The 15,414-nt window shown below is 59.0% G+C and carries 17 protein-coding genes; all 17 read left to right on the plus strand.

Annotated elements, in window-relative coordinates:
* Window positions 1-26: 26 nt before the first annotated feature.
* The 17 genes from rho (at window position 27) to ACLI1Q_RS05485 (ending at window position 15,410) form a co-directional block, all read left to right on the plus strand.
* On the plus strand, window positions 27-1,904 hold the full coding sequence (gene rho / locus ACLI1Q_RS05405) for a transcription termination factor Rho (RefSeq protein WP_239267760.1): 1,878 nt from the start codon (window positions 27-29) through the stop codon (window positions 1,902-1,904).
* The gene (gene prfA, locus ACLI1Q_RS05410; protein WP_005282411.1) at window positions 1,897-2,973 is read left to right on the plus strand and encodes a peptide chain release factor 1; all 1,077 of its coding nucleotides are present in this window, start codon (window positions 1,897-1,899) and stop codon (window positions 2,971-2,973) included. Before rho ends, prfA begins: the two co-directional genes overlap by 8 nt.
* A 9-nt stretch (window positions 2,974-2,982) precedes the next feature.
* A complete protein-coding gene (gene prmC, locus ACLI1Q_RS05415) occupies window positions 2,983-3,816 on the plus strand; it encodes a peptide chain release factor N(5)-glutamine methyltransferase (protein ID WP_239267758.1) in 834 nt (277 codons plus the stop codon).
* A 32-nt stretch (window positions 3,817-3,848) separates the two neighbouring features.
* Window positions 3,849-4,517 carry an L-threonylcarbamoyladenylate synthase gene (locus ACLI1Q_RS05420; protein ID WP_239267756.1) on the plus strand — a complete coding sequence of 223 codons (669 nt, stop codon included), beginning with the start codon at window positions 3,849-3,851 and terminating at the stop codon, window positions 4,515-4,517.
* A 14-nt stretch (window positions 4,518-4,531) separates the two neighbouring features.
* Window positions 4,532-5,707, plus strand: coding sequence for an MraY family glycosyltransferase (locus ACLI1Q_RS05425; RefSeq protein ID WP_239267754.1), 1,176 nt, complete (start codon window positions 4,532-4,534; stop codon window positions 5,705-5,707).
* Between the two features lie 10 nt (window positions 5,708-5,717).
* Window positions 5,718-6,149, plus strand: coding sequence for a hypothetical protein (locus ACLI1Q_RS05430; protein WP_239267753.1), 432 nt, complete (start codon window positions 5,718-5,720; stop codon window positions 6,147-6,149).
* Window positions 6,150-6,594: 445 nt separating this feature from the next.
* Window positions 6,595-7,395, plus strand: coding sequence for a F0F1 ATP synthase subunit A (atpB, locus tag ACLI1Q_RS05435; protein WP_005280195.1), 801 nt, complete (start codon window positions 6,595-6,597; stop codon window positions 7,393-7,395).
* Between the two features lie 104 nt (window positions 7,396-7,499).
* Window positions 7,500-7,739 (plus strand): ATP synthase F0 subunit C, encoded by a 240-nt coding sequence (locus ACLI1Q_RS05440; protein WP_005280196.1) that lies wholly within the window; start codon window positions 7,500-7,502, stop codon window positions 7,737-7,739.
* A 43-nt stretch (window positions 7,740-7,782) separates the two neighbouring features.
* On the plus strand, window positions 7,783-8,352 hold the full coding sequence (locus ACLI1Q_RS05445) for a F0F1 ATP synthase subunit B (RefSeq protein ID WP_005280197.1): 570 nt from the start codon (window positions 7,783-7,785) through the stop codon (window positions 8,350-8,352).
* 6 nt (window positions 8,353-8,358) lie between these two features.
* Window positions 8,359-9,174, plus strand: a complete 816-nt coding sequence (locus ACLI1Q_RS05450; RefSeq protein ID WP_239267752.1) for a F0F1 ATP synthase subunit delta — start codon at window positions 8,359-8,361, stop codon at window positions 9,172-9,174.
* A 60-nt stretch (window positions 9,175-9,234) separates the two neighbouring features.
* Entirely contained in the window at window positions 9,235-10,875 is a 1,641-nt protein-coding gene (atpA, locus tag ACLI1Q_RS05455) for a F0F1 ATP synthase subunit alpha (protein ID WP_023017789.1), read from the plus strand.
* A gap of 50 nt (window positions 10,876-10,925) precedes the next feature.
* Window positions 10,926-11,915: a F0F1 ATP synthase subunit gamma gene (locus ACLI1Q_RS05460; protein ID WP_239267750.1), complete on the plus strand. Its 990-nt coding sequence runs from the start codon at window positions 10,926-10,928 to the stop codon at window positions 11,913-11,915.
* Window positions 11,916-11,918: 3 nt separating this feature from the next.
* Window positions 11,919-13,364, plus strand: coding sequence for a F0F1 ATP synthase subunit beta (gene atpD, locus ACLI1Q_RS05465; RefSeq protein ID WP_005280201.1), 1,446 nt, complete (start codon window positions 11,919-11,921; stop codon window positions 13,362-13,364).
* A 10-nt stretch (window positions 13,365-13,374) separates the two neighbouring features.
* On the plus strand, window positions 13,375-13,749 hold the full coding sequence (locus ACLI1Q_RS05470) for a F0F1 ATP synthase subunit epsilon (RefSeq protein ID WP_005280202.1): 375 nt from the start codon (window positions 13,375-13,377) through the stop codon (window positions 13,747-13,749).
* 183 nt (window positions 13,750-13,932) lie between these two features.
* On the plus strand, window positions 13,933-14,412 hold the full coding sequence (locus ACLI1Q_RS05475) for a DUF2550 domain-containing protein (RefSeq protein WP_411697131.1): 480 nt from the start codon (window positions 13,933-13,935) through the stop codon (window positions 14,410-14,412).
* 21 nt (window positions 14,413-14,433) lie between these two features.
* Window positions 14,434-15,126 (plus strand): endonuclease NucS, encoded by a 693-nt coding sequence (gene nucS / locus ACLI1Q_RS05480; RefSeq protein ID WP_005280206.1) that lies wholly within the window; start codon window positions 14,434-14,436, stop codon window positions 15,124-15,126.
* Complete coding sequence (locus ACLI1Q_RS05485) at window positions 15,126-15,410, plus strand: hypothetical protein (RefSeq protein WP_239267748.1); 285 nt, start codon at window positions 15,126-15,128, stop codon at window positions 15,408-15,410. Before nucS ends, ACLI1Q_RS05485 begins: the two co-directional genes overlap by 1 nt.
* Window positions 15,411-15,414 lie beyond the last annotated feature (4 nt).

Genomic DNA, 15,414 nt, shown 5'->3' on the forward strand with positions numbered 1-15,414 from the left:
CCTGGTCAAGCAACGAAAGGATATCCGTGAGCGATACGGACAACACCGCGGCACAGGATCTCGCATCCCTGAAGCTGCCGGAATTGCGCAAAATGGCCGCTGAGCGCGGCCTTCGCGGCGTCTCTGCCCTGCGCAAAGGGGATCTCATCACCGCTATTAAGACCGGTCAGGTTCCCCCAAAGGCGAAGGCAAAAATAGAGCAGGCAGAAAAGGCCGAGAAGGCCGAGAAACCCGCTAAGGATGCGGCGCCTGCCAAGCAGAAAGATAAGCCGTCTAAGAAAGACGATCGCGGCGAGAGCGATAACGGCAAGTCCAGCGACCAGCAGGACAATCGCGACAAAGACCGCAAGGACAACGGCGACGACCAACGCTATGAATCGCGGTCGCAGGCCCGTCGTGCCCGCCGCAACCGCGCCCGCCGCCAGGAGCGTCAAGAGCAGGACGATAATAACCGCGGCGAGAATAACCGGAGTGACAACAACCGGGGCGAGGGACAGAACCAGAATCGTCACCAGGATCGCCGCGATGACTCCCAGGATGGCTCCGATAACCAGAGAGACAAGCAGGGCGAGAAGAACGGCGATAATAATCACCGTAATAATCGCAATGACGATAATAATTTTGACCGCGGCAACCGCCGTGGCCGCCGCAACCGCCGGAACCGCCGGGGTGGCCGGGGCAATAATGATAACCACGGCGGCGGCAATGACCTGCAGGTGCGCGAGGGCGATGAGCTACAGGCAGTCGGCGGCATCTTGGATGTCGTAGACAATAACGTCGCCTTCCTGCGCACCACTGGGTACCGCGCGGGCGACGCGGATGTCTTTGTTAATAAAAACATCGTGCGCCGGCTGGGCTTGCGCTCTGGTGATGCTATTACCGGTCAGGTCAAGGTGGCTGGGCCTACCCACACCCACGGCAATGGCCGCAACCGCCGCAAGTACAACCAGTTGGTGCAGGTCGATACCGTCAATGGGATCGATCCTGAAGAGGCTAAGCAGCGCCCGCACTTTAATAAGCTGACACCGCTGTATCCCAACCAGCGACTGCGCTTGGAAACGGATCCGAAGATCCTGACCACCCGCGTCATCGACCTGATCATGCCGATTGGTAAGGGCCAGCGCGCGCTCATCGTCTCGCCGCCGAAGGCCGGTAAGACCACGATTTTGCAAAATATCGCGAATGCGATTGCCACCAATAACCCCGAGTGCTACCTCATGGTCGTGCTGGTGGATGAGCGCCCCGAAGAGGTCACGGATATGCAGCGCTCGGTGAAGGGCGAGGTCATTTCTTCCACCTTTGACCGCCCGCCCTCAGAGCACACCTCCGTCTCCGAGCTGGCCATCGAGCGCGCCAAGCGCTTGGTGGAGCAGGGCAAGGACGTCGTGGTGCTGCTGGATTCCATTACTCGCCTGGGCCGCGCCTACAACAACTCCTCCCCGGCATCGGGCCGCATCCTGTCCGGTGGTGTGGACTCCAATGCGCTCTACCCGCCAAAGCGCTTCTTGGGCGCTGCCCGCAATATCGAAGAGGGCGGTTCGCTGACCATCATCGCCACCGCGATGGTGGAGACCGGTTCTACTGGCGATACCGTCATCTTCGAGGAATTCAAGGGTACGGGCAACGCAGAGCTGAAGCTGGACCGCGGGATCTCGGAACGCCGCGTATTCCCGGCGGTGGATGTCAACCCCTCTGGTACCCGCAAGGACGAGCTCCTGCTGGTGCCTGAGGAGGCGCGCATTATGACCAAACTGCGCCGCATCCTGTCGGCCCTGGATTCCCACCAGGCAATTGACCTGTTGATCAAGCAGCTTAAGAAGACCCGCTCGAATGGCGAGTTCCTCATGCAGGTGGCTTCTTCTGCACCAATGGCTGCGGATAAGGACGAGGAAGACTATGTCTAATCAAGTTTCCATGGTTGATGACATTGTGTCGGAATACCAGGGTATTGAAATGCAGATGGGTGACCCAGAAATCGCCGGCGATCAGCAGGCTTTTCGCAAGCTATCCAAGCGGTACGCGGAGCTGCGCCCCATCATCAAGGTCAACGAGGAGCTGACCCAGGCGCGCGAGGATCTCGCGGACGCCAAGGAGATGGCTTATGAAGACCACGACTTCCAGGAAGAAGCGGACCGCCTAGCAGCGTCCGTGGAAGAGCTGGAAGAAAAGCTGGCAGACCTGCTCGCCCCGCGCGATGAGCAGGACTCGGAAGACATCATCATGGAGATCAAGGCCGGCGCCGGCGGTGAAGAGGCCGCGCTCTTTGCCGGCGACTTGGCCCGCATGTATGAGCGTTTTGCCGATAAGATCGACTTTAAGTGGGAGGTCTTGGGCCTTAACGAGTCCGATTTGGGCGGCGTGAAGGACATGACCATTTCCTTCCGCGCTAAGTCTCCGACGCGCGATGGCGCGTGGTCCGTCTTCAAGTTTGAAGGCGGCGTGCACCGCGTGCAGCGCGTGCCGGTCACGGAATCGCAGGGCCGCATTCAGACTTCTGCCGCTGGCGTGCTGGTGTACCCAGAGCCGGAAGAGGTGGAATCGGTCAATATCGATGACAAGGATATCCGCGTCGATGTGTACCGCTCCTCCGGTAAGGGTGGTCAGGGTGTGAACACCACCGACTCCGCGGTGCGCATTACCCACCTGCCCACGGGGCTCATCGTTACCTGCCAGAAGGAACGTTCGCAGATCCAGAACAAGGCCCGCGCCCTGCAGGTGCTGCAGGCCCGCCTGGACCAGATGGAACGCGAGGCCCGCGAGGCCGAGGCTGGCGAGCAGCGCGCCTCCCAGGTGCGCACCATGGACCGCTCCGAGCGCGTGCGCACCTACAACTGGCCCGAAAACCGCATCACGGATCACCGCATTGGCTACAAGGCCAATAACCTGGATTCCGTGTTGAACGGCGATATGCAGGATCTCATCAAGGCCCTGCAGGACCAAGAGCGCGCCGAGCGCCTTGAGGCCGAGGGGTAATCGCGGTCGATGAAATCGTACGGTGAGGCGCTGCGCCATGGGGTGCAGCGCCTTCGCGTTGCTGGAGTAGGAAGCCCCGAGTGGGATACGCGGATCCTCATCTCCCACCTCATTCACTGTGGGCATTTGGATATTCCGCTGCATGAGCCGCCCATGCCCGGCTTTGACATAGCCTTCCAGGCGCTATTGCGCAGGCGGGAACAGCGCGAGCCGCTGCAATACGTGCTGGGTACGGCGTGGTTTGGGCCCTTGGAATTGAAGGTGGGCCCAGGCGTATTCATCCCGCGCCCGGAAACGGAGGTGATGGCGGACTGGGCGGTCCACCACGCCCCCGGCCCGCGCATGGTGGATTTGTGCTCGGGCTCGGGCGCGCTGGCGCTCTACCTGCAGCATTACGTACCACAGGCGGAGGTTAAGGCAGTAGAGCTTTCCGATGCCGCCCTCGAGTTCACCCGCGCCAATACTCTCGGCACCGGGATAGAGGTGGTGCAGGCGGACGCGACCGACAGCCAGACTCTGGCGGACTGGGATGGCACGGTCGATCTCGTGGTGAGCAACCCGCCATACGTTCCGGAAGATCCGAACCTGCAACCGGAGGTATATCACGATCCGCACGTGGCCGTCTTCGGCGGCGATGACGGCATGGGAGTAATCCGCGGGTTGATTCCCACCATCGCCAGGCTATTGCGGCCCGGTGGGGTCATGGCGATTGAACACGACGATACGACTGGCGATGCCGTGCGCGATGCGGTGGGTGACCACGGCGGCTTTTCCCATATCGCTCCGCTTAAGGACTTAACAGGCACGCCGCGCTTTATTACCGCACAGCGCGCGGTAGACTAAGGCATCACCGTCGGGCAAGAAGGGGATAATTGATGCAAGGAAAAATTTATAATTGCGCCGATGACACCGAGCGTGAGGAAGGCGTGAGCATCGCCACCAAGGCCGCCAAGTCTGGGCGGCTCGTGGTCATGCCCACCGATACGCTGTACGGTTTGGGCTGCGATGCCTTCGATAATGACGCGGTAGCCAATCTACTTGCCACTAAGCAGCGTGGGCCGGATATGCCGGTTCCCGTGCTCGTCGGCTCCTGGAACACCGTTCGCGGCCTCGTCGCCTCGTATCCCGATTCCACCCGTGACCTCGTTGAAGCCTTTTGGCCAGGCGGACTATCCATCGTCGTGCCGCAGGCCCCGTCCCTGCCGTGGAACTTAGGTGATACCCGCGGTACCGTCATGCTGCGGATGCCCCTTCACCCGATTGCCATCGAGCTTTTGCGCGAGGTGGGGCCGATGGCGGTCTCTTCTGCCAATATTTCTGGACACCAACCGCCGACGACCGCGCAAATGGCCAAGGCTCAACTGGGCAAGGCCGTCACCGTGTATTTGGACGGGGGAGAAACGGACATCGGCAAGCCCTCGACCATCATTGACCTCGCCGGTGACCATCCATACCTGCTGCGGGAGGGTGCATTATCCGCAGAGGAGATCGGTGAGGTCCTCGGCGTCTCGGCTGACTCGTTGCGCACCCGGCCCCAAGGATAGAAGGAGCATTTCGCGTGAGCGGCACTGGCGTACCGCTGCGCGAGTTGGCCTTGGTCATCCTCGTTGCAGCGACATTTACCTACCTGACCACCGGCGTGGTGCGATCCTTTTTGGTCCGCACAGGCCGGGTGGCAGAAATTCGCCTGCGCGATTCCCACTCTCAGCCCACGCCCCGCATGGGCGGGCTCGCCATGTTTACCGGCTTCGGCGCGGCGATATTCCTCGCAGCCCAGCTTCCAGCCTTGACTCGCGGGTTCATGCCCGTCACCCCGGAAATGAGCGCGGTGATGTGGGCGGCGCTGGCCATCGTGCTTGTTGGCGTTGCCGATGACTACCTAGAGCTCGGCGCCCTCATCAAGCTTTTTGGGCAGCTCTTTGCCGCCGCGCTCATGAGTGGCCTGGGCCTGACGTGGACGTTGCTTTTCATCCCCTTCGGTGGCGGGACCACGGTAGTGCTCGACCAGATTCAAAGCACCCTGCTTACCGCGTTTTTCACCGTGCTCCTTATCAATGCCATCAACTTCGTCGACGGCCTCGATGGCCTCGCAGCAGGACTTGGGCTTATCGCCGGTGGCGCCATCTTGGTCTTTTCGCTCACCGTTCTGCATGACCAGGGCGGGGCGGTATCGGCGTATCCACCCGCTATCATCAGCGCTGCGTTGGTGGGGATGTGTGCGGGCTTTTTGCCCCATAACTTTGAACCCTCGCGAATCTTTATGGGCGATTCCGGCTCCATGCTCATCGGGCTCTTGCTCGCCGCGGCTTCTACTTCGGCCTCGGGCAAGATCAATATGTCGCTCTACGGCACCGTGGACATGGTGGCGCTTATGTCACCCATCCTCGTGGTGATCGCAGCGGTGTTTATTCCAGTCCTAGACCTTGTCTGGGCGGTTATTCGTCGCCTGTCTCAGGGCCGTTCGCCATTTTCTGCGGATAAGGCGCATATCCACCATCGCTTGTTGTCGTTGGGGCATACGCACCGGCGCACTGTGCTCGTGTTGTACCTCTGGGTATCCGCGGTGGCCTTCGGTGCGGTGTCTTTTTCCATCGTGCCGGCTCCAGTAGCGATCGGCCTGTCCATCACGGCATTATTGGTTGCCTTTGGTGCGACCTTGATCCCACTGCGGCAGGGCAAGATTGGCCTCCGGTCATCGGATGATTGCGTATTGCATGACTCTCCGAGCGCGTGATGTAGGGTGAATGTCCGTGAGTGACACAACGGAAAATGTTAATTTCGATGACCCGCGCGTGCCGCTGCAGCGCGCCGTAAAGAAGGGGGCTACCGCCCTCGGCATCTTTACCATCATTTCCCTCGCCGTCTGGGGCGGGGCACAAGGTGTCGCCGGGCTCTGGGGCGTTATCGTCGGCGCTGCCCTCGGCGGCGGCTTTGTCTTGTTTACCGCTTTATCGGTCCTTTTTACCGCGAACTCGACGCCCTCAACCACCATCGCGGTGGTATTGGGCGGCTGGCTTATCAAGCTGATCGTGCTTATCGGCGTGCTGGCCATTATCCGGGACATGGATTTCTATGACACCTGGGCGCTTTTTCTTACTGTCGTCGTCGCACTCATCGTTACCTTAGGCTCCGAAGTCTGGGCCGTGGTTACCTCTCGGGTCACCTACGTGTCCTAACCCGCGCCCACATTAGGGCTTAGCCGTCGCGCACTGGGGTGGTGCGCGGCGGCCTTTTTATGCCTGCATGCTGGCATTAATGGCAGGCCGCCACCCCCGAGGAGGTGTGTTGGCTTGGGGGTGTGATCAAATGCACGTTTGTGAATTAGGCAGGAATAGCGCGGTTTTGTCTGCCAAAAGACGGATATGGCGGTATCGGGTGTGGCTTATGGGGCCCCCACGTGCGAAAACTGTCGATCCAGCTGATACGATTTGCTTCGGGTTACCGCGGGGTTAAGTGTTGCGCTTTTATCCTGCACGGTAAATCCCTGTCTTGTTCACGCTGATGTGCGACGGAGTCCGTGTTCAAGGCAGAGAGTTTGAGACGTCCATCGCACCACAGAAGCCAGCTATTGGCTGTGTGGCCCGAACACGGGAGAGAACGCTGAGCGTTACAACATTGGCTATGAAAGGGCACTTCCATACGCCCGATCTAGGTGAAGAATTCTTCCCGGGGCAAATTGATGCCGACCATCTGTTTTTCGGTGACTTCGCCGACGGATGGTTCGCGCTTGATCGCCTGATGCTGATTCGCATTTTGATGACGCTAATTGTGGTGATCCTTTTCTGGGCTGCCTTTAAGAACCCTAAGTTGGTTCCTTCTGGCATTCAGAATGTGGGCGAGAACGCGGTCGACTTCGTCCGCGTCCACATCGCCGAGGACATTTTGGGTAAGAAGGAGGGAAAGCGATTCCTGCCAATTATCGCTAGCATCTTCTTCGCGGTTCTGTTTATGAACGTCGCGACCGTTATTCCGGGACTTAACGTCTCGCCCAACGGTCGTATTGGTATGCCAATTGTGTTGGCAGCCGTTTCGTACATCGTCATGATTTACGCCGGCGCCAAGCGTTACGGCTTTGGTAAGTTCATTCGCTCCTCCGTAGTGATTCCGAACTTGCCACCGGCATTGCACCTCTTGGTGGTACCGATTGAGTTCTTCTCTACGTTCATTCTGCGACCGGTTACCCTTGCAATTCGTCTCATGGCGAACTTCCTTGCTGGACACATCATCCTGGTTCTTCTCTTCTCTGCTACGAACTTCTTCTTCTGGCAGCTAAATGGTTGGACCGTCCTGTCTGGGCTAACCGTGGTCTTGGGCTTGGCTATGAGCCTGTTCGAGATTCTGGTTATCTTCTTGCAGGCGTACATCTTCGCTTTGTTGACGGCGGTGTACATCGAGTTGTCCTTGCACGCTGATTCGCACTAAGGACGAGGTCGACGAGCGCGACCGAGTAATCCACCTAATTACACAACACTGACATTCGGTCCGGTTCGGACTGAAGATTTTTACGAAAGGGAACGACTTTCACCATGAACGAAATCATTCTGGCACAGGATGCTGCTACGACGTTCGAAGGCTTCGGCACCATCGGCTACGGCCTGGCTGCTATCGGCCCAGGTATCGGTATCGGCATCGTTGCCGGCAAGACCGTTGAGGCTATGGCTCGCCAGCCGGAGATGGCCGGCCAGCTGCGTACCACCATGTTCCTGGGTATCGCCTTCACCGAGGCCCTGGCCCTTATCGGCCTGGTTGCCGGCTTCCTGTTCTAAAAGTACGAGTTTTCCAAACCGAAACTTTTAAGACGGGAGACCTATGAATAACGTCGTTTATATGCTTGCAGCAGAGGGCGAGGAGAACCCAGGTTCGGGTAGCTTCTCCGTTCTTCTGCCCAAGAACTATGACATTTTCTGGTCTTTGCTGTGCTTCATCGTAATTCTCTGGTTGTTCTGGAAGTTCGTGCTTCCTCGTTACACCAAGTTGCTCGAAGAGCGTGAAGACCGGATTGAGGGCGGCATGAAGCGCGCTGAGGCCCAGCAGGCCGAGGCCAAGGCTGCTCTAGAAAAGTACAATGCTCAGCTGGCTGATGCCCGCGCAGAGGCAGCCGAGATCCGCGAGCAGGCGCGCGAGCGCGGCAAGCAGATCGAGGCTGACGCGAAGAGCCAAGCGGAAGAGGAATCCCGCCGCATCGTCGCCAATGGCGAAAAGCAGTTGGAAGCTTCTCGTGCGCAGGTTGTTACTGAGCTGCGTTCCGAAATGGGACAGAACTCCATCAACTTGGCAGAAAAGATTCTGGGCGGCGAGCTTTCTGACGCCTCCAAGAAGTCCTCTACCATCGATGGCTTTTTGTCCGAGCTCGACTCTGTGGCACCGGCCGGAAAGTAGGCAACTATGAAGGCAGCTAGCCGCGAAGCACTCGCGAACTCACAATCCCGTGTGGATGAAATCCTCGCTGGCGATAAGAACGTCGCTAGTGCAGTCCAAGCGGGCCTGGATATCTTTGAGGTCGCCGACGTTTTGGATGGGGACCGCGAATTGCGCGTGTCCTTCATCGACGTTGCAGCCCCGGCTGAAGCACGCAAGTCCTTGGCCGAGAATCTCTTTGGCTCCAAGATTTCTGCCGGTGCACTGAGCATCCTGCAGGAAGCTGCGGCGAACCAATGGTCTTCGCCGAAGGACTTCGTCAACGGGCTTGTATCCTTGGGCCGCCGCGCATTGCTGCGCGCAGCCGAGGCGCAGGGCCAATTGGGCCAGGTCGAAGACGAGCTTTTCCGCTTGGCCCAGATTCTGGACCGCGAGGGCGAGCTTACCCAGCTGCTTTCCGATCGAACTGCTGAATCCGCACGCAAGCGCGGATTGCTGGCAAACGTGCTCTACGGCAAGGTGACGATGTTTACTGAGGCGCTCGCGCTGCAGGCCATCAGCCGCCCAGAGCAGAACCCGATTGATGACGTAGCCGGATTGGCCGATACTGCAGCAGCCCTGCAGGATCGCACCATCGCGCGCGTTGTCGCTGCGGGTGAATTGAATGAAGGCCAGCAGGCAGTACTCGCTGAGAAGCTGGGCAAAATTTATGGTCGTGCGATGTCCATTCACTCTGAGGTTGACACCAGCCTCCTCGGTGGCATGCGCATCCGCGTCGGCGATGAAATCATTGACGGCTCGACGGCAGGCAAGATTGCCCGCTTCCGTGCCCAGATGGTGTAGCCGAAACGACAGAAACGATTTAAGTAAGTGCTGGAAGATACTACCGAGAGCAGGAAGAACATGGCGGAGCTGACGATCTCCTCCGACGAGATCCGTAGTGCGATTGCGAACTACACCTCGAGCTACTCCGCGGAGGCCTCCCGTGAGGAGGTCGGCGTGGTCATTTCGGCAGCTGACGGTATTGCGCAGGTTTCTGGCCTGCCATCCGTTATGGCGAATGAGCTGCTCGAGTTCCCCGGCGGCGTAATTGGCGTCGCACAGAACCTTGACACCAACTCCATCGGTGTCGTGGTCCTGGGTAACTACGAGTCCCTCAAGGAGGGCGACGAGGTTAAGAGGACCGGAGAGGTCCTTTCCATCCCCGTGGGCGAGGACTTCCTCGGCCGCGTTATTAACCCACTGGGCCAGCCCATTGACGGCTTGGGCCCAATCGAAAGCGAAGAGGAGCGCGTCCTCGAGTTGCAGGCACCTTCGGTGCTGCAGCGCCAGCCGGTTGAAGAGCCAATGCAGACCGGCATCAAGGCTATCGATGCGATGACCCCGATCGGCCGTGGTCAGCGTCAGCTGATCATTGGTGACCGTAAGACCGGTAAGACTGCGGTTACCATCGATACCATTTTGAACCAGAAGGCCAACTGGGAGTCCGGCGACAAGGACAAGCAGGTCCGTTGTATTTACGTCGCCATCGGCCAGAAGGGCTCGACCATCGCCAGCGTGCGCCGCACTCTTGAGGAGCATGGCGCGCTGGATTACACCACCATCGTGGCGGCCCCGGCTTCTGATTCCGCCGGCTACAAGTGGCTGGCACCATTCTCCGGCGCTGCATTGGGTCAGCAGTGGATGTACCAGGGCAACCACGTCCTGGTCATCTACGATGACTTGACCAAGCAGGCTGAGGCTTATCGCGCAATTTCGCTGTTGCTGCGCCGCCCGCCGGGACGTGAGGCCTACCCAGGTGACGTCTTCTACCTGCACTCCCGTTTGCTGGAGCGCGCTGCCAAGCTTTCCGATGACATGGGTGCCGGCTCTATGACCGCACTGCCCATCATCGAAACGAAGGCGAACGACGTCAGTGCCTTCATTCCGACCAACGTCATTTCCATTACTGACGGTCAGGTCTTCTTGGAGTCCGACCTGTTCAACCAGGGTGTGCGCCCGGCTATTAACGTCGGTGTGTCCGTCTCCCGTGTTGGTGGTGCGGCACAGACCAAGGGTATGAAGAAGGTTGCCGGTAACCTCCGTCTTGACCTTGCTGCATACCGCGACCTGCAGGCATTCGCTGCCTTCGCATCCGACCTGGACGCTGCCTCCAAGGCACAGCTGGAGCGCGGCTCCCGCTTGGTCGAGCTGCTGAAGCAGTCCGAGTCCTCGCCGCAGCCGGTGGAATACCAGATGGTATCCATCTACCTCGCCGAGGCAGGCATCTTCGACGTCGTTCCCGTCGAAGACGTTCGCCGCTTCGAGGCCGAGGTGCACGAGTACCTCAACGCCAATACTCCGGAGGTCTTTGAGCAGATCGCCGGCGGCAAGGCGCTGAGCGATGAGTCCAAGGAAGCACTCGAGGCTGCAGCCAAGGAGTTCGCTCCTACGTTCCGCACCTCCGAGGGCCACAACTTGGGCACCGAAGAGCCTGTAGATCCTTTGGACGAAAATGACGTGAAAAGCACCGAGCTCAACGTCTCCCGGAAGACGGCTAAGTAGAGTTCAGCTCTCGCAATTAACCGTCTATATGAAAGAAGGGAGGAGAAACGATGGCTAATCTTCGCGAATTGCGCGACCGCATCCGGTCCGTGAACTCGACTAAGAAGATCACTAAAGCCCAGGAGCTCATTGCTACCTCGCGCATTACCAAAGCGCAGGCTCGGGTGGAAGCCTCTCAGCCGTACGCGACTGAGCTGACCAATGTTATGAACAGGTTGGCTGCAGCGTCGACGTTAGAGCACCCTATGCTGCGCGAGCGTGAAGACGGCAACGTCGCCGCGATTCTCGTAATCACCTCTGATCGAGGCATGTGCGGTGGCTACAACAACAACGTCTTCAAGAAGGCAGCCCAGCTCAAGGCCCTCCTCGAAAGCAAAGGCTACGAGGTAGTTCGCTACGTCACCGGCAGCAAGGGCATCAGCCACTACAACTTCCGCGAGGAAGAGGTAGCGGGCAGCTGGGATGGTTTCTCTCAGGATCCAACCTGGGAGGGCACCCACGATGTGCGTCGCCACATGATCGATGGCTTCGTTGCTGGTTCGAAGGGCACTACCAAGGGCCGCGAGGGCTTGCACGCGGAAGGTGAAGGCGCAGGTGTTACCGGCTTCGACCAGGTGCACGTGGTCTACACCGAGTTTGAGTCCATGTTGACTCAAACCGCGCGTGCGCAGCAGCTTTTGCCTGTTGAGCCGGTAGTGCAGGGCGAGGAGTACGAGATGGGTGACTCCGCACTGGAGGATCCGGAGCCGACGGAAAACATTTCCGCGGACTTCGAGTTCGAACCGGACGCGGATACCCTGATGGAAGCGCTGCTTCCGCAGTACGTCTCGCGTATCCTGTTTGCTATGTTCTTGGAGGCTTCGGCTTCCGAGTCCGCTGCACGCCGTACAGCTATGAAATCTGCTACTGACAATGCAACCGAGATGGTCAATGACCTGTCTCGCGTGGCCAACCAGGCCCGTCAGGCGCAGATTACCCAGGAAATTTCAGAGATCGTCGGTGGCGCTGGCGCGCTATCTGACAGCGCAGAAAGTGACTAGATTATGACTACAGCTCTGCAAGAGCAGAATGCACAGTCTTCGGCAGTCGCCGGTCGTGTCGTGCGCGTCATCGGTCCGGTGGTGGACGTGGAATTCCCACGCGAGGCACTTCCGGCCCTGTACAACGCACTCCACGTCGAGATTAAGCTCGAAGCTGTGGCAAAGACCGTCACCCTCGAGGTCGCGCAGCACCTCGGTGACAACCTCGTTCGTACCGTGTCCATGGCACCTACCGATGGCCTTGTCCGTGGCGCCGAGGTAGTCGACTCCGGAGAGCCTATCTCCGTTCCCGTCGGCGACGTCGTCAAGGGCCACGTCTTTAACGCCCTCGGTGACTGCCTCGACGAGCCGGGCCTCGGCCGCGATGGCGAGCAGTGGGGCATCCACCGCGAGCCACCAGCGTTCGACCAGCTCGAGGGCAAGACCGAGATCCTCGAGACCGGCATTAAGGTCATCGACCTGCTGACCCCTTACGTTAAGGGCGGCAAGATTGGCCTCTTCGGTGGTGCAGGTGTGGGTAAGACCGTCCTGATTCAGGAAATGATTACCCGTATTGCCCGCGAGTTCTCCGGTACGTCGGTCTTCGCCGGCGTCGGCGAGCGCACCCGTGAGGGCACCGACCTCTTCCTGGAAATGGAAGAGATGGGCGTTCTGCAAGATACCGCACTTGTCTTCGGCCAGATGGACGAGCCACCAGGAGTTCGTATGCGCGTGGCCCTGTCCGGCCTGACCATGGCGGAGTACTTCCGCGATGTGCAAAACCAGGACGTGCTGCTGTTCATTGACAACATCTTCCGTTTCACCCAGGCCGGCTCCGAGGTATCCACCCTGCTGGGGCGTATGCCTTCCGCCGTGGGTTACCAGCCAACCTTGGCTGATGAGATGGGTGTGTTGCAGGAGCGCATTACCTCCACCAAGGGTCGTTCCATTACCTCTCTGCAGGCCGTTTACGTGCCTGCCGATGACTACACTGACCCGGCCCCAGCCACGACCTTCGCCCACTTGGATGCGACGACCGAGCTGGACCGTGCCATTGCTTCCAAGGGTATTTACCCAGCAGTGAACCCGCTGACCTCTACCTCTCGTATCCTCGAGCCAGGCATTGTGGGCGAGAAGCACTACGAGGTAGCACAGCGCGTCATCGGTATTCTGCAGAAGAACAAGGAACTGCAGGACATCATCGCCATCCTTGGTATGGACGAGCTGTCTGAAGAAGACAAGGTGACCGTGCAGCGTGCCCGCCGCATCGAGCGCTTCTTGGGCCAGAACTTCTTCGTCGCGCAGAAGTTCACCGGCCTGGAGGGTTCCTACGTGCCGCTGCAGGATACCATCGATGCCTTCGAGCGCATCTGCAACGGTGAGTTTGACCACTACCCAGAGCAGGCCTTCAACGGCTTGGGTGGCTTGGACGACGTCGAAGCTGCATACAAGAAGTTGAACGAGAAGTAGGGAGAGGCACATGGCTGACATCACCGCCGAATTGGTTTCCGTCGAGCGCTCATTGTGGTCTGGTCAGGCCTCCATAGTGACGGCTGAGACCACCGAGGGTGAGATCGGCGTGCTTCCCGGTCACGAGCCTGTGATCGGTCAGTTGATCGACAATGGCGTAGTGACCATCCACCCAGTTGATGGCGCGCGGCGCGTTGCCGCCGTCCAGGGTGGCTTCCTCTCCGTTACCCAGGACAAGATTACCGTCCTCGCTGATTGGGCCATCTGGTCCGATGAGGTGGATGAGGCCCAGGCGGAAGAGGATTCCTCTTCGGCTCATGAGCTCACCAAGTCCCGCGGTGAGGCTGCATTGCGTGCACTTCGCCGCGCAGCAAAGGCTGAATAAACCTTGGATTGGTAGGAGAGGGCAGCAATAGCCGCCCTTCCTGCTCTCAGAAAAGCGCACTGGAATTTATCCGGTGCGCTTTTTCACGTTTTCTTTGCCTTTTCTTATTGGCGCGGAGGCGGAATCAGGCGCTACAATCCAAATAATTGTTCTTTCACTAACCAAGGATGGCGTGTGGAGCCCATGAATTCAACGGTTATCTCGGTGGTCCTGTGGGCCTTAGCGTTGGTGGTACTGCTGGTGGTCTTGCTGGCAGCCCTGCGATTTTTTACTCTGCGCTCGCGCGGAACCGCGGTGTTGTTGCGCTCAATGCCGGCAAAGGATAGCTTTTCTTGGCGCCATGGCGTGCTGCGCTATACCGGAGAAGTTGTTGAATACTTCAAACTGCGCTCCGTATTCCCGCGCTATAACCTGTGGTTTAACCGCCTCGACATCACCATTTTGAACTCTCGTTCTTTGGATGATGACGAGGCTTCTTTTATGTCTGATGCCACCGAGGTGGTGCACTTTAGCACCGGGGACGCGGAATATGAGCTGGCTTCCGATGCCCGCGGAATCATGGCCTTCGAGGCCTGGGTAGAGGCGGCGCCGTCTAAGCGGCCACAGCGCTTTGATTACAAGCAGTTGCGGGAACGCGCCACCCGGCAGTCCAAGCGCCAATAGCAACAGGCTAGGGTAGTACCCATGCGCTTAGTAATCGCCCGTTGTTCAGTTGATTACGTGGGACGGCTCGACGCCCACCTGCCCTTGGCGGACCGCCTGCTCATCGTCAAAGCAGATGGCTCGGTATCGGTGCATGCCGATGACCGCGCGTATAAGCCCCTCAATTGGATGACGCCGCCGTGTACGGTGAGTGAATCCGTCATCGAGGACGTGGATGGCAATGACACCGGCGAGGTGTTGTGGCTAGTTGAAAATCCGAAGGGCGAGCAATTGCGCATTACAATTGCGGAAATCCACGAGGATATCTCCTACGAGATGGGCGAAGACCCAGGCCTGGTAAAGGACGGCGTGGAGGCGCACCTACAGGAGCTTTTGGCCGAAAAGATCGACACCCTGGGCTCCAATTTCACCCTCGTGCGCCGCGAGTATCCCACGGCTATTGGCCCAGTAGACATTATGGCTAAAGATGCCGATAACCGGAACGTTGCCGTGGAGGTCAAGCGCCGCGGTGGCATCGACGGAGTAGAACAATTAACCCGCTACCTTGAGCTATTGAACCGCGATGAATTAATCGCGCCTGTATCCGGCATCTTTGCGGCGCAAGAGATCAAACCACAGGCCCGAACGCTTGCCGAAGACCGCGGCATCCGCTGCGTGGTTTTGGATTACCAGGAGCTGCGCGGACTCGAGTCGAAAGAATTGCGGTTGTTTTAATGCCACGGCGAAATAGGCGAAAACCACAGGAATTCCGGCCACTGCCCAAGGACGGCTCCACCTTCTTTGGCTCGCAGACGGTCGAGGGCCCCAGCTGGACGCACGGGGAGCCGTATATCATGCGGCACATCGGGTCCGCGCGGGCGCAGAAGTTCTATCTTTGCCCGGGGTGTAACCAAAATATTCCGCCTGGGGTTGCCCACATCGTCGCCTGGCCGCGCGATACCGGCAGGCAGGGCGATGACCGCCGCCATTGGCACCGGCATTGCTGGGAGCGAAGGTAGACTT

The organism is Corynebacterium limaceinasi (genome assembly GCF_046717465.1).
Lineage (GTDB): Bacteria > Actinomycetota > Actinomycetes > Mycobacteriales > Mycobacteriaceae > Corynebacterium.